Source organism: Mycobacterium terramassiliense (genome assembly GCF_900157385.1).
Taxonomy (GTDB): domain Bacteria; phylum Actinomycetota; class Actinomycetes; order Mycobacteriales; family Mycobacteriaceae; genus Mycobacterium; species Mycobacterium terramassiliense.
Genome location: NZ_LT717701.1, coordinates 2,470,287 through 2,485,773 on the forward strand (window position 1 = coordinate 2,470,287; position 15,487 = coordinate 2,485,773).

At 72.0% G+C, this 15,487-nt stretch carries 5 protein-coding genes; 4 read left to right on the forward strand and 1 reads right to left on the reverse strand.

Features of this window, described 5'->3' with window-relative positions; genetic code table 11:
- Positions 1-5 precede the first annotated feature (5 nt).
- Entirely contained in the window at positions 6-1,646 is a 1,641-nt protein-coding gene (locus MTAB308_RS26305) for a (2,3-dihydroxybenzoyl)adenylate synthase (RefSeq protein ID WP_077103543.1), read from the reverse strand.
- A gap of 98 nt (positions 1,647-1,744) precedes the next feature.
- Between MTAB308_RS26305 and MTAB308_RS26310 the strand changes: the two genes are divergently transcribed.
- From MTAB308_RS26310 to MTAB308_RS26325, 4 genes are read left to right on the forward strand one after another with little or no spacing between them, the layout of a single operon-like run.
- Positions 1,745-5,980 carry a non-ribosomal peptide synthetase gene (locus MTAB308_RS26310; RefSeq protein ID WP_077103545.1) on the forward strand — a complete coding sequence of 1,412 codons (4,236 nt, stop codon included), beginning with the start codon at positions 1,745-1,747 and terminating at the stop codon, positions 5,978-5,980.
- A complete protein-coding gene (locus MTAB308_RS26315) occupies positions 5,970-7,283 on the forward strand; it encodes a beta-ketoacyl [acyl carrier protein] synthase domain-containing protein (protein ID WP_077103547.1) in 1,314 nt (437 codons plus the stop codon). Before MTAB308_RS26310 ends, MTAB308_RS26315 begins: the two co-directional genes overlap by 11 nt.
- Complete coding sequence (gene mbtD / locus MTAB308_RS26320) at positions 7,283-10,291, forward strand: mycobactin polyketide synthase MbtD (protein ID WP_077103549.1); 3,009 nt, start codon at positions 7,283-7,285, stop codon at positions 10,289-10,291. Before MTAB308_RS26315 ends, mbtD begins: the two co-directional genes overlap by 1 nt.
- Positions 10,284-15,464, forward strand: a complete 5,181-nt coding sequence (locus tag MTAB308_RS26325) for a non-ribosomal peptide synthetase (RefSeq protein WP_077103551.1) — start codon at positions 10,284-10,286, stop codon at positions 15,462-15,464. Before mbtD ends, MTAB308_RS26325 begins: the two co-directional genes overlap by 8 nt.
- Positions 15,465-15,487 lie beyond the last annotated feature (23 nt).

A 15,487-nucleotide genomic window follows, 5' to 3' on the forward strand; every position in this document is an offset into this window, starting at 1 on the left:
TCGGGTTATGGCCCGCCGAGCCGGCGGGCGAGCCCCTTCTTGTCGACCTTGCCGATCGGCGTGGTGGGCAGCGCCGCCATCGCGACCAGCATGTCCGGCCGAGCATGGGCGGCCACGCCGCGCTCGTCGAGGTGCGCGTTCAGCTCGGCGAGGTCGAGCGGCGTCCCGGCGAAAACGACAGCCGCGCAGATCTTTTCACCCAGGTAGGGATCGGGCAGCCCGACCGCGGCCACCGACCGGATCGCGGAATGGCTCAGCAGGTGCTCCTCGAGCTCCGCCGCCGCGATGGTTTCACCGCCGCGGCAGATGACGTCCTTGACCCGGCCGGTGACCACCAGGTTGCCGTCGTCCCGGCGGCGGACCAGGTCGCCGCTGCGATAGAAGCCGTCCGGGTCGAAGCAGCGCGCGTTGTCGCGCTCGGCGCGGAAGTAGCCGTTGAGCGTGTACGGGCCGCGCACCAACAGCTCGCCCTCGTCGCCGGGTGCCACCGGCGCCCCCGCCGCGTCGACGATGCGCAGTTCGTCGTCGGCGCACAGCGGCCGCCCCTGGGTGTTCTCGACGACCTCCGGCGGATCGTCGGGACGGGTGTAGTTCAGCAAACCCTCTGCCATCCCGAACACCTGCTGCAGGCCCGGGGTCAGCGTGGCGCGCACCAGGCGGGCGTCCGCCGGGTCCAGCCGCGCACCGCCAACCTGTAGCAGCCGCAACGACTTCGGCGTCACCGGCTCCCAGTCGCAGGCCTGCGCCCACAGCTTGGCCAGCGCCGGCACCAGGGCGGTGACCGTGACGCCGTGGCGGGCGATCGCGGCGAACGCGGCCTCCGGGCTGGGGTCGGCGCCGAACACCGTCGTCGCTCCCACGGCCATGGCCCCGAGCAGACCGGGGCATGCGAGGGGGAAGTTGTGGCCCGCGGGCAGCACCGCCAGATAGACGTCCTCGGCGCCCAGACCGCAGACCTGGGCGCTGGCGGTCGCGTTGAACAAATAGTCCTCGTGCGTCCGGGGGATCAGCTTGGGGGTCCCGGTGGTGCCGCCCGAAACCAGTAGCAGCGCAGGGGTTTCCGGATCGGCCGGCGGTATGTGTGAACCTTCGGCCTCGTCCTCGCACAGTTGCGTCCACGGGGTGAATTCCCCGGGATCCCCGTCGACGATGACGTGCCGCAGCGCGGGGTGATCGTCGAGCAGGCCGCGCGCCATCGCCCGGTAGTCGAAACCGCTTGCGCTGTCCGGGATTATCAGACCCGTCGCGTCACTGACCGCGGCGAAGTGAGCCAATTCGGCGGACCGGTGGCCGGGCAGGCACATCACCGGGATGGCCCCCGCCCGCAGCAACCCGAACAGCGCCACCGCGAAGGGGCAGCCGTTCGGCAGCTGCAGCAGCACCCGGTCGCCCGGCGCGATGCCCAGCCGCCCCAGACCGGCCGCGACGCGCTCGGCCCGCTCGGCGAGTTCGGCGTAGCTCAACCCGCCGTCCGACAGCGCGTCGACGACCGCGATCCGGCCGGGCCAGCGGAGTGCCGCGTCGGTCAGCAGCGTGTCCAGCGTCCGGCCCGCCCAATAGCCCGCCGCCCGGTAGGACGCGGCCCGGTCGGCCGGGAACGGCACGAAGCCCTCCGGACCCGGGCGCCGCGGCGTGTTGGGGGCCATCGGACTCCTTGGTTGGGGGGTGGTAGCGGCGACGCAGGTATCGAGGATAGGGTAACCAACAACTTAGGGCAGCCTTTGCTAATTCTGGGAGGATTTTCGTGGTGCGTGCCCCGGCGTGCTCGGAGGACATCCGCGCGGAGGTGGCCGAGCTGCTCGGCGTCCGCCCGGACGCCATCGACCCAGGTGGCAACCTGATCGGCCAGGGCCTGGACTCCATCCGGATGATGACGCTGGCCGGTCGCTGGCGCCGGGACGGCATCGCCGTTGATTTCGCCACGCTGGCCGCGGCCCCGACCGTCGAGGCGTGGTCCGAACTGGTCGCCTCCGTGGCGCCGACGCCCGCCGCCGACGAGCCGGCCCCGGGGCCCCACGCGGCCGGGCACGCCGGCGACCCCTTCCCCCTGGCCCCGATGCAGCACGCGATGTGGGTCGGGCGCCAGGACCACCAGCAGTACGGCGGGGTGGCCGGGCACCTCTACGTGGAGTTCGACGGCGGGCCGGTCGACCCGGATCGCCTGCGCGCGGCCGCGACCCGGCTGGCGCATCGTCACCCCATACTGCGGGTGCGGTTTCTGCCCGACGGCACGCAGCGCATCCCGCTGGACCAATGCGGCGACTTCCCCGTCGCGGTGGTCGACCTGCGCGCCGCCGGCCCGGACGTCGTCGAGGCGCGGCTGGCGGCCCTGCGGGACGCCAAGTCGCACCAGCAGCTCGACGGTGCGGTGTTCGAACTGACGTTGACGCTGCTGCCCGGCGACCGCTCCCGGCTGCACGTCGATCTGGACATGCAGGCCGCCGACGCGATGAGCTACCGCACCCTGATGGCCGACCTTGCCGCCCTCTACCTGGGCCGTGACCTACCCGAATTGGGCTACAGCTACCGGGAATACCGCCAGGCGATCGCGCGGCAGGAGGCCCAACCGCGGCCGGATCGCGACGCCGACCGGGACTGGTGGGCGCACCGCATCCCGCGACTGCCGGACCCCCCGGCGCCGCCATCGACCGGCGGCCGGGGCTCGCGCACCTCCACCCGGCGCTGGCACTGGCTGGAACCGGCCACCCGAGACGCGCTGTTCGCCCGCGCCCGCGCCCGCGGCCTCACCCCGGCGATGGCGCTGGGCGCCGCGTTCGCCGGCGCGCTGGCCCGCTGGTCCACCGCGCGGTTCCTGCTGAACGTCCCCCTGTTCGGGCGCCAGGAGCTGCATCCCGACGTCGACCTCCTGGTGGGCGACTTCACCTCGTCCCTGCTGCTCGATATCGACTTGGTCGGGGCCGACACCCCGGCCGCGCGGGCGCACGCGGTGCAGGACGCCATGCGGACCGCCGCCGCCCATTCCGCCTACCCCGGGCTGTCGGTGCTGCGCGACCTCAGCCGCCACCGCGGCGCCCAGGTTTTGGCGCCGGTGGTCTTCACCAGCGCGCTCGGCCTCGGGGAACTGTTCGGTGCCGACGTCACAACGCAATTCGGCACGCCCGTCTGGATCATCTCCCAGGGTCCCCAGGTGCTGCTCGACGCGCAGGTCACCGAGTTCGACGGCGGCGTGCTGGTGAACTGGGACGTCCGCGACGGGGTCTTTGCGCCCGGCGTCATCGACGCCATGTTCGACCACCACATCGACGAACTGCTCCGGCTCGCGGCCGCCGACGACGCCTGGGACGCGCCCGGCCCGGCGGCGCTGCCGGGGGCGCAGCGCGCGGCCCGCGACGCGGCCAACGGCCGCACCGCCGAGCCCAGCGGCGAGGCGCTGCACGACGGGTTCTTCCGCCGGGCCGAACGGCAACCCGACGCGCCCGCGGTCTTCGCCGGCTCGGGTGACCTCACCTACGGGCAGCTGCGCGATCGGGCGCTGGCCGTGGCGGCCGCGCTGCGGGCGGCCGGGATCGGCGCCGGCGACACCGTGGCGGTGATGGGCCCCAAGACCGCCGAACAGGTGCCTGCGCTGCTCGGGATCCTGGCCGTCGGCGGGGTGTACCTACCGATCGGCGTCGACCAGCCACGCGACCGGGCGGAGCGCATCCTGAAAACCGGCGGGGTGGGCCTGGCGCTGGTGTGCGGTGGCCGGCCCCTTTCGGTACCGGTGCCCACGTTGGTGATCGCCGACCTGCCGCGCGACGCGCCGCCCGACATCCGGCCCGCCAGAACGGATCCCGGCGCGCTCGCCTACGTGCTGTTCACCTCCGGGTCGACGGGCGAGCCCAAGGGCGTCGAGATGACGCACGACGGCGCCATGAACACGGTCGAATTCATCACCCGCCACTTCGAGATCGGCGCCGCCGACCGGTGCCTGGCGCTATCCACGCTGGAATGCGACATGTCGGTGCTGGACGTGTTCGCCACGCTGCGCGCCGGCGGGGCGATCGTGGTGGTCGACGAGGCTCAGCGCCGCGATCCCGACGCCTGGGCCCGGCTGATCGACGCCCACCGGGTCACCGTGCTGAACTTCCTGCCCGGCTGGCTGGAGATGCTGGTCGAGGTCGGCCAGGGGAGGCTGTCGTCGCTGCGGGTGGTGCCCACCGGCGGCGACTGGGTGCGCCCCGGCCTGGCCCGCCGGCTGCGGGCGCAGGCGCCCGGCGCGCGCTTCGCCGGTCTCGGCGGCGCCACCGAAACGGCCGTCCACGCAACCATTTTCGAGGTCGCCGAGGATCTGCCCGAGCGCTGGACCGCGGTGCCCTACGGCAAGCCGTTCCCCAACATCGCCTGCCGGGTGGTCGGCGACGGCGGCGCGGACTGCCCCGACTGGGTGGCCGGTGAACTCTGGGTGTCCGGGCGCGGCATCGCCCGCGGCTACCGCGGGCGCCCCGAGCTGACCGCCGAACGCTTCGTCGCCCACGAGGGCCGGATCTGGTACCGCACCGGCGATCTGGCCCGCTACTGGCCGGATGGCACCCTCGAGTTCGTCGGCCGCGCCGATCACCGGATCAAGGTCAGCGGGTATCGCGTCGAGCTCGGCGAGATCGAGGCCGCGCTGCGGCTGGTGCACGGGGTGCGCGCGGCCGTGGCGGCCCTGGTGCCCGCGCCCGGCGGCGCCGAGGTGCTGGCCGCGCAGGTCTGCCTCGACGACGGCGCCTCGGACGCCCGGCGGATTCGCGACGGCCTCACCGACCTCGTTCCCGCCCATATGATTCCGGCGCACATCTCGGTGGTCGAGCGGATCCCGTTCACCGACGGCGGCAAGATCGACCGGCGTGCCGTCGCGGGCCTGCTGGCCGCGGAGTTGGCCGAGCAGTCGCGCGAGACGTCGGCGCGCCACCGGGCGCCGGCCACGCGGCTGCAGCGCGCGCTGTGCCACATCGTCGCGGAGCTGTTGAACCGCGACGCCGACGCCGTGGGCGTGCACGACGATTTCTTTTCCCTCGGTGGCGATTCCGTGCTCGCGACGCAGGCCGTCGCCGGCATCCGGCAGTGGCTCGATTCGCCGAGCCTGATGGTCGCCGACATTTTCGCGGCCCGGACGGTCGCCGCCCTCGCCCAATTGCTGGTCGGGCGGGAAGCCGACGGCGGCCGGCTGGAGCAGGTCGCCGAGGTGTACCTGGAAATCGCCGACATGTCGAGTGTCGACGTGCTCTCTGCCCTCGATCGGAAGACGACGGCTACCGCCCCGCGGGAGTTCAAGCCCTGGGTGAAGCGGTTCCGCGGTGCCGCCCCGCGCGGCTCGGTGGTGGTGTTTCCGCACGCCGGCGGTGCGGCCGCGGCCTACCGGTCGCTGGCCAAGGCGCTGTCGGCCAACGATCTTGAGGCCTTTGTGGTGCAGTACCCGCAGCGGGCCGACCGGCGGGACGATCCCGCGGCGGACAGCATCGGCGAGTTGGCGCGCGAGCTTTTCGAGGCGGGCGACTGGGCTTCGGCGGCTCCGCTGAGCCTGTTCGGGCATTGCATGGGTGCGGTGGTGGCTTTCGAATTCGCCCGCGTCGCCGAGAGCAATGGGGTGCCGGTGCGGGTGCTGTGGGCGTCGGCCGGGCAGGCCCCGTCGACGGTCGCCGCGTACGGGCCGCTGCCGACCACCGACAGTGGCGTGCTGGCGGACATGGTGGACCTCGGTGGGACCGATCCGGCGCTGCTGGAGGACGAGGAATTCGTCGAGCTCCTGGTGACGGCGGTGCAGGCCGATTACCGCGCCCTGAACGCCTACTCCTGCGGTCCGGACGTACGCATCGGCGCCGACATCCATGCGGTCGGTGGCGACCGCGACCACCGGATCAGCCGGGAAACCCTGGCCGGCTGGGCAACCCACACATCCGGCCGGTTCGCGGTGTCCGAGTTCGAGGGCGGCCACTTCTACCTCAACGACCACCTCGACGCGGTGGCCCGGCTGGTGAGCGCCGATGCCCGATAGGGACCCGGTCGTCGTCGTCGGGCTCGCGGTCGAAGCGCCCGGCGGCATCGAAACCCCGGACGATTTCTGGGCGCTGCTGTCCGAGCAACGGGAGGCGCTGGGGCCGTTCCCCACCGATCGGGGCTGGGCGCTGCGCGAGCTGTTCGACGGGTCGCGGCGGGACGGGTTCAAGCCGATCCGGAACCTCGGTGGATTCCTCAGTAGCGCAACGGCATTCGATCCCGAGTTCTTCGGCATCTCCCGGCGGGAAGCGACGGCCATGGACCCCCAGCAGCGGGTGGGGCTGCGGGTGGCGTGGCGCGGCGTGGAGAACGCCGGGATCAACCCCGAGGACCTGGCCGGTCACGACGTGGGCTGCTACGTCGGCGCCTCCACGCTCGAGTACGGCCCGCCCCTGTCCGAGTTCTCGCACCACAGCGGGCATTTGATCACCGGCACGTCGCTGGGCGTCATCTCGGGGCGCATCGCCTACACGCTGGACCTGGCGGGTCCCGCGCTGACGATCGACACCGCCTGCTCGTCGGCGCTGGCGGCTTTTCACACCGCGGTCCAGGCGATCCGGGCCGGCGACTGCGACCTCGCGATCGCCGGCGCCGTGTGCGTGATGGGCAGCCCCGGCTATTTCGTCGAGTTCTCCAAGAAGCACGCGCTGTCCGACGACGGCCGCTGCCGGCCCTACAGCGCGCTCGCCAGCGGGACCGTGTGGGCCGAGGGTGCGGCCATGTTCGTGCTGCAGCGCCGGTCCAGGGCGGTGGCGGACGGGCGTCGCATCCTCGCCGAAGTACGCGCCAGCTGCCTGAATTCCGACGGGCGCAGCGCCGGGCTGATGGCCCCCAGCGGCGACGCGCAGCTGCGGTTGTTCCGGCGCGCCCTCGCCCAGGCGGGGATCGAGCCCGCCGACGTCGGGATGATCGAGGGCCACGCCACCGGAACCCGGCTCGGGGACCGGACGGAGCTGTTGTCCATGGCGGCCAGTTACGGCACCGCGCCGCCCGGGCGCGGACCGCTGCTGGGGTCGGTCAAGTCCAACATCGGGCATGCGCAGGCCGCGGCGGGGGCGTTGGGTCTGGCCAAGGTGATCCTGTCCGCCGAACACGCCGCGGTGCCCCCGACCCTGCACGTCGACGAGCCCAGCCGCGAAATAGATTGGGAGAGCCAGGGTTTGCGGTTGGCGGACAAGCTGACGCCGTGGCAGGCCGTCGATGGGTGGCGCGTCGCGGCGGTCTCCGCGTTCGGGATGAGCGGCACCAACACCCACGTGATCGTCGCGATGCCCGACGCGGACGGGCGCGGGGTGGCCTGATGGTCGCCAGACGCCTGCCCGACGGCCGGATCCCGGTGCTGCTCAGCGCCCACGCCGGCGAACTCGTCGCCGCGGACGCCCGGGCGATCGCCGACTATCTCGACCGCTTTCCGGAAACGACTGTGGCGCAGGTGGCGTGGCGGCTGCGCGGAACCCGACGGGTCCGCAGGCACCGCGCGGTCGTCCGCGCCGCGGACCGGGCCGAGCTCGTCGACGGGTTACGCGCGCTGGCCGCCGAGCGGGAGCATCCGCTGGTCAGCAGGTCGCCGCTGACCGCCGCGCCCCGACAGGCGTTCGTCTTTCCCGGTCAGGGCGGTCACCGGCCGGGCATGGGCGCTGCCGCGTACCGGGCGCTCGGCGGCTACCGGGCCGCCGCCGATGGTTGCATCGCGGCGTTCGAGGCTGCCGGCGTCGAGTCGCCGCTGCGCTACCTGACGGCCGGGGACGACTCCCGCGCTTTTTCCGAGATCGAGGTGCAGGGAGCGCAATTCGTCCACGCCGTCGCCCTGGCCGAGGTGTGGCGCTCGTGCGGCGTGGTTCCCGACCTCACCATCGGCCAGAGCCTCGGTGAGGTCGCGGCGGCCGTTGTCGCCGGCAGCATCACGTTGCCGGACGCGGTCGCGGTGATCGCGGCGCGCGCCGGTGTGGTCGATCGCCTTCCGGGTCGCTACGCGATGGCAACGCTGGGCATCGGGGCCCGGGAGGCCGGGCCGCTGATCGCGGCCGCCGGCGGCTGGGTAGAGCTGTCCGTGGTCCATTCCGCCTCGACCGTCGCGATTTCCGGAGATCGCGACGCGGTGCTCGCCGTCACCGACGCCGTGCGCGCCGGCGGCGGGTTTGCCCGCGAGATCGTCGCGGGATTTCCGGGGCACACCAGCCTGCTCGAACGGCTGCGCGAGGAATTCCAACGGCGACTCCCCGAGTCGGAATTCGCCGAGACCCCGGTGCAATTCATCGGCGGCACCACCGGCGATGTGGTGGATTCGAAGGCGCGGTTCGGCGACTACTGGTATGCGAACCTGCGCAACACGGTGCGGCTGGACCGCGCGTTCGAGTCGGCAATCCGTTGTGGCGCGGGCTCGTTCATCGAGGTGTCGCCCCATCCCGCGCTGTTGTTCTCGATCGGCCAGGTCTTCGAGTCCCGCGAGGACCCGGCGGTGCTGGTCGGGTCGGCTCACCGGGACGAGCCATTGGTCGAGGCGCTGTCGGCGAATATCGTCACCGCGGCGATCGCCGACCCCGGCCATGGCTGGGGCGACTATCTGGAGCGCGCCGACATGGGTCCGCCCGGATTCCCGAACGCGCCCATGCGCGCCATTCCGATGTGGGCGCACCCAGAACCGCTGGAGGCAGCGGCTGGGTCGCCCGGGCTCAACATTGCGGTCGAGCGCTGGGAGCCGGCGACGCCGTCCACACCGGTCGCGGGCGCGCCCGCGCGTCTCGCGGTGATCGGTCCCGGCGGCGACGCCGATCAGCGCCCCCTGGCCCGGTCGCTGCGCGCGGCGATCGAGTCGCACCCGGCGGCGGCCCTTGCCGCGCCGCGGGATGCCGAGGTCGTCGTGGCGGTCGCCCCGACGTTCGACGGCGCCGACGCCGCCGCGGCCGCCCAGGCCCTCACGGAACTGATCGGGTCCGGGCAGCCCGACTATGCGCGCGCGCTCGGCCCCCGCTGCCACACCGTCTGTTTGGTCACCGTGGGCGCCGAGCCGGTAGGCCATCGCGAGGCGCCGCCGTCACCCACCCAGGCGGCGCTGGCCGCCATGCATCGCAGCATCGGATTCGATTATCCCGAGCAGAGTTTCGCCCACCTGGACCTGATCTCGCGGGAGCTGACGCCGGCCGCGGGTCGCGCTGCCGTCGATGCGTTGTTGTCCGGTTGCGGTGAAACCGCGCTGCGCGAATCCGAAAGCGGTTACGTGCTGTTCGAGCGCTCGCTGCGCGAGGTGCCCGCCCCCGCGCAATGGCCGCTGGGCTCCGGCGCGCTCGACGACGTGGTGATCACCGGAGGGTCCGGGGCCATCGGCCTGCACTATGCCCGCTATCTCGCCGAGCGCGGCGCGCGGCGCATCGTCCTGCTGAGTCGGCGCTCCGCGGATCCCGAACTGCTGAAGGCCTTGACGGCCCGCTACGGCACCGAGCTCGTGGCGCCGCCCTGCGATATCACCGATCCGGTCCAATTGTCGCTCATCGCAGCGGGATACGGCGGCGCCGGCGCGTCGTTGATCGTCCACGCCGCGGGCGCCGCCACGTTCGGCTCGGTACGCGAGCTCGCGGCCGACGCCGTCGCGGACACCTTTGCCGCGAAGGTCCGCGGTCTCGCCCACCTGGCCGAGGTGTGGCCCGTGCGCGCCGACGCCCGAATGCTGTTGTGTTCGTCGGTGTCCGGGGTGTGGGGCGGCCGCGGACACGCGGCGTACTCGGCGGCCAATCGGCTGTTGGACGTGATCGCCGCCCGGCTGCGCGACGCGGGCAGGCATTGCGTCGCGGTGAAATGGGGCCTGTGGCAGGGCTCGACCGAATCGGGCCGGAGCATCGCGGATTCGGCCGGGATCGCCGACATCGAGCGGTCCGGGCTGCGCCCGATGTCGCCGGTCGAGGCGATCGAGGCGAGCCTGCGCGAGTGGCGCGAGGACCCGCTCGTGTTCGCGGCGGACGCGGCCCGATTGCGGGCGTTCCTGGACGGCAGGCGATCCGGGACTCCGACGGTGGAAGCCGTCGCGCACGAACACGACGCGGTGTCGGTGGCCGATGCGGTGCGCGGTCAGCTGGCGGCCGTGTTGGGCATCGAGCGGGCCGCCGAGGTGAACCTCGCCGAATCGCTCTTCGATCTGGGCGTCGACTCGATGCTGGCGCTGGATCTGCGCAAACGTCTCAACCGGATGATCGGCCGGACGGTGTCCCTGGCGACGCTGATGGGCGAAATCACCGGCGACGAACTCGTCGAGCAGCTCGGGGGCACCGTCGAACGCCCCGAAACAGCACAGAAGGTGGACATTTCGCGTGACTGACATCGCCGACACCGGCGCCCGGGTCGATGCGGCCAGGCTGGAACTGCTTCGGCGCAGGCTCGCCGAACGCGGTCTGGCAGCCGCCGAGTACCCTCGTCCCGCCTCCGACGACGAGCTCTCCCACGGCCAGGCCCGCATGTGGTTCGTGCAATCGGCCGACCCCAGCGGCGCACTGCTCAACGTCTGCGTCTCCTACCGGATCAGCGGCGAGCTCGACCCCGCCCGGCTGCGCGACGCCGTCAACGCCGTGTCACGCCGCCACCGCATCCTGCGCACCACTTATGCCCTCAGCGACCAGGGCGACCCGCGGCCCGTGGTGCACGACGACCTCCCCCCGGGGTGGGCCGAACAAGACCTGACCGGCCTCTCGGAGCATGCGCGCAGGCTTCGCCTCGAAGTGCTGGCCCAGCGCGAATTCGGCGCGCCCTTCGACCTTTCCACCGACGCGCCGTTGCGGATCACCGTCGTGCGCACGGCGGCCGCGGAACACGTGCTGCTGCTGGTGGCCCACCACATCGCGTGGGATGACGGCTCCTGGAGGGTGTTCTTCTCCGATCTCACCAGGGCATACCAGGGCGTCCCGCTCGAGCCGCACCGCCGGTCTGCCGCGCCGGGACCGGATACCAGCGAGGCCGACCTGGACTACTGGCGCGCCGTCATGGCCGATCCGCCGGAGCCACTGGAACTTCCGGGCCCGGCCGGAACCCGCGTGCCGACCACCTGGCGCGCGGCCCGCACCACGCTGCGGCTGTCCGCCGACACCGCCGAGCGGGTGACCGCGACGGCGCGGGACACCGGCTGCACCCCATACATGGTGCTACTGGCCGCCTTCGGCGCGCTGGTGCACCGCTACACCCACTGCGACGACTTCCTCGTGGCCGCGCCGGTGCTCAATCGAGGCGCCGGAACCGACGATGCCATTGGATATTTCGGTAACACGGTGGCGATGCGGCTGCGACCGCGCCCGACCATGAGCTTCCGCGAGCTGCTGGCGTCGACGCGAGACGTCGCCACCGGGGCGTTCGCCCATCAGCGGGTCAACCTGGACCGCGTGGTGCGCGAATTGAACCCCGATCGCCGGCATGGCGCGGAACGGATGACCCGCCTGTCCTTCGGGTTCCGCGAGCCCGACGGCGGCGGCTTCCACCCGCCCGGCATCGCGTGCGAGCGCTACGACCTGCGCAGCAACCTCACCCAGCTACCCCTGGGATTCATGGTCGAATTCGAAAGCACCGGCGCGCTGGTCGAGGCCGAGCACCTGCTGGAGATCCTGGAACCCGCGCTGGCGCGGCAGATGCTAGAGCACTTCGCCGTGCTGCTCGATGACGCCCTGGCCCAACCGGACAAGCCGTTGGCCGCGTTGGCGCTACTGGGCGGCGCCGACGCCGACTGGCTGCGCGCGGTGTCGCGCGGTGAGGCCTTCGACACCGCCCCAAGGACCCTCGCCGATCTGGTGTCCGGGCAGGCCGCGCGCACTCCCGACGCCGTCGCCGTGGTCTACGAGGGCCGTCGGTTCACCTACCGCGCCATCAACGAGGCGGCAAACCGCCTGGCGCACTGGCTGATCGAGCAGGGCATCGGCAGTGAGGACCGGATCGCCGTGTTGCTCGACAAGTCGCCGGAACTGGTCGTCACCGCGGTGGGCATCGCCAAGTCCGGAGCGGTGTATGTGCCCGTCGACCCCACCTACCCGCGGGACCGGCTGGAATTCATCCTCGACGACTGCGACGCGAAGCTGGTGCTGCGGGATCCGGTGGGCGACTTGGCCGGCTACCGCGCCGACGATCCGGCGGACGCCGATCGGGTGCGGCCGCTACGGCCGGACAATACCGCCTACCTGATCTACACGTCGGGCACCACCGGATTGCCCAAGGGCGTCGCGGTGCCGCATCGTCCCGTCGCCGAGTACTTCGTCTGGTTCAAGGGGGAGTACGGGGTCGACCACACCGACCGGCTGCTGCAGGTCGCCTCCCCGAGCTTCGATGTGTCGATCGCCGAGATCTTCGGTACGTTGGCCTGCGGCGCGCGGATGGTGATCCCGCGCCCCGGGGGGCTCGGCGACATCGGTTACCTCACCGCCCTGCTGCGCGACGAGGGCATCACGGCAATGCATTTCGTGCCGTCCCTGCTGGGCCTGTTTCTGTCGCTGCCGGGCGTCAGCCAGTGGCGGACGTTGCGGCGCGTGCCCATCGGCGGCGAGCCGCTGCCGGGCGAGGTCGCCGACAAGTTCCACGCCACCTTCGACGCGCTGCTGCACAACTTCTACGGCCCGACCGAAACCGTGATCAATGCCAGCTGCTACATGGTGGAGGGGCCACAGGGCACCCGGATCGTGCCCATCGGCCGGCCCAAAATCAATACCACGATGTACCTGCTCGACGATTCTCTGCAACCGGTGCCGGTGGGCGTGATCGGCGAGATCTACCTCGGCGGAACGCATCTGGCGCACGGATATCATCGGCGCGCGCGGCTGACCGCCGAGCGGTTCGTCGCCGACCCGTTCAATCCGGGGGCCCGGATGTATCGATCGGGGGACCTGGCACGCCGCAACGCCGACGGCGACGTCGAGTTCGTGGGCCGCGCCGACGAACAGGTCAAGATCCGCGGTTTCCGGATCGAACTGGGGGACGTGGCCGCTGCCATCTCGGTCGATCCCACGGTCGGACAGGCCGTCGTGGTGGTCAGCGATCTGCCGCGGTTGGGCAAGAGCCTGGTGGGCTACGTGACCCCGGCGGCCGGCGACGACGGGAAGTCCGGGGTCGACCTCGACCGCATCCGCGCCCGGGTGGCGGCGGCGCTGCCCGAATACATGTTGCCGGCGGCATACGTCGTGCTCGACGAGATTCCGATCACCGGGCACGGCAAGATCGACCGCGCCGCGCTCCCCGAACCGGAGGTCGGTTCCGGCGGCGCGTTCCGCGAACCGGACACGGCCACCGAACGCGGCGTCGCGGGGCTGTTCGCCGAGCTGCTCGGCCGGGAGCGGGTCGGCGCCGACGACTCGTTCTTCGACCTCGGCGGCCACTCGCTGCTCGCCACCAAACTGGTTGCGGCGGTGCGCAACACGTTCGGGGTCGACCTCGGCGTGCGCGAGATTTTCGAGCTGGCGACGGTGGCCAGGATCGCCGAACAGATCGACACGCGGGAGCGCGACTCGGCGAGGCCGCGTTTGGTGCCCGCACCACACGGCGGTCCGGTGCCGCTGTCGTCGTCGCAGCTGCGAAGCTGGGCCACCTATCGCTTCGACGGGCCCAATGCCGTCAACAACATTCCGTTCGCCGCGGCGTTGAGTGGCCCGTGCGACACCGAGGCGCTGGCGGCAGCCATCACCGACGTCGTGGCGCGGCACGAGATCTTGCGCACCACCTACCGCGAAATCGACGGTGTCCCATACCAGGTCATCCATCCGCCCGCCGAGGTGCCGGTGCGGCGCACCGGCGGGCCGGACGAGCGCTGGCAGCGGGCCGAACTGGACGACGAGCGGCGTTACGTCTTCGACCTGGAGCGCGACCTGCCCATTCGGGCCGCGGTGTTCAGCGTTCCGGGCCGGCACGTCCTGTCGTTGGTGGTGCACCACATCGCCGGTGACCACTGGTCCGCGGGGGTGCTGTTCACCGATCTGCTGACCGCATACCGTGCCCGCCGCGGCGGGCAGAGGCCGTCATGGGATCCGCTGCCCGTGCAGTACGCGGACTACGGCAGGTGGCAGGCGGCGCTGTTGGACGAGGGCGCGGGCATCGCCGGACCGCAGCGCGATTATTGGGTCCGCCAACTCGCGGGGATGCCGGCCGAAACCGGTCTGCGCCCGGACTTCCCGCGCCCGGCCTCGCTCAGCGGTGCCGGCGACGCCGTCGAGTTCAGCGTCGGATCGGTGACCCGCGACAAGGTGACCGCCCTGAGCCGCGACCTCGGTATCACCGAGTTCATGGTGCTGCAGGCCGCCGTCGCGGTCGTGCTGCACAAGGCCGGCGGAAGCCCGGACATCCCGATCGGCACCCCGGTGGCCGGTCGCGATGAGGCCGGGCTCGATCGGCTGATCGGGTTCTTCATCAACATCCTGGTGCTGCGCAACGACCTGGGCGGAGATCCGACCCTGCGCGAGGTGCTGCTGCGGACCCGAGAGATGGCGTTGGCCGCGTACTCGCATCAGGACCTGCCGTTCGACCGGGTGGTCGACGCCGTCAGCCCGGCGCGGTCGCTTTCGCGCAACCCGCTTTTCGACGTGGTGGTGCACGTTCGCGACCGATTGCCGCAAGACATCGTGATCGACAGCGGCCCGGCGGGTGACACCACGTTCACCGCGCTGGAGCCCACCTTCGACGTCGCACACGCCGACATGTCGGTCAACTTCTTCGCCTCCGACCAGGGTTACCGCGGCCACGTCATTTTTCGCCCCGAGCTGTATCGACGCGGCACCGCGAGCCGGTTCGCCGAGTGGCTGGTCCGCGTCGTCGAGGCGTTCGCCCACCATCCCGATCAGCGGCTGCGCCACGTCGAGATCGCCGGGCCGCAAGAGCGACAACGCATTCTGGACCGATCCAACGCTGGCACCGGCATGGCGCGGGTGTACCTGCTGGACGCCTGGTTGAACCCGGTCCCGGCCGGCGTGGTGGGCGACGTCTACTACGGCGGCGGTCCGGCTGTCATCGCCCGGCTGGCAAGGCCCTCGCTGACCGCGACCCGCTTGGTCGCCGATCCGTTTGCCGCGCAACCGGGTTCGAGGCTCTACCGCACCGGCGAGCGCGGCGTGTGGAGCGACGACGGCCAACTGGAGCTGGTGGCCGGAGTGGCGACGCCCGCGGCACCGGCACCGGCCGGGCCCGCCGGTGGCCCGGGGGAACCGCCCGCCACCGCCACCGAACGCGCGCTGGCGGCCATCCTCACCGACGTGCTCGACGCCGAGCAGGTCGGGCGCCACGACGAATTCTTCAACCTCGGCGGCGACAGCATCCTCGCCGTGCGGGTGGCTGCGCGGGCGCGCGATGCCGGGCTGCCGCTGACCCCGCGAATGGTGTTCGAACATCCCGTGCTGCATGAGCTCGCGGCCGCGCTCGACGCCAAGTCGGACACCGAAACCGGCTCGCACGACACCCATCACGCGCCGATGAGCACGTCTGGGCTCTCCGCCGACGAACTGGCGGCGCTCACCTCGTCATGGGGTAGTCAGCCGTGACCCGGGCCGAACCGCGACCGGCC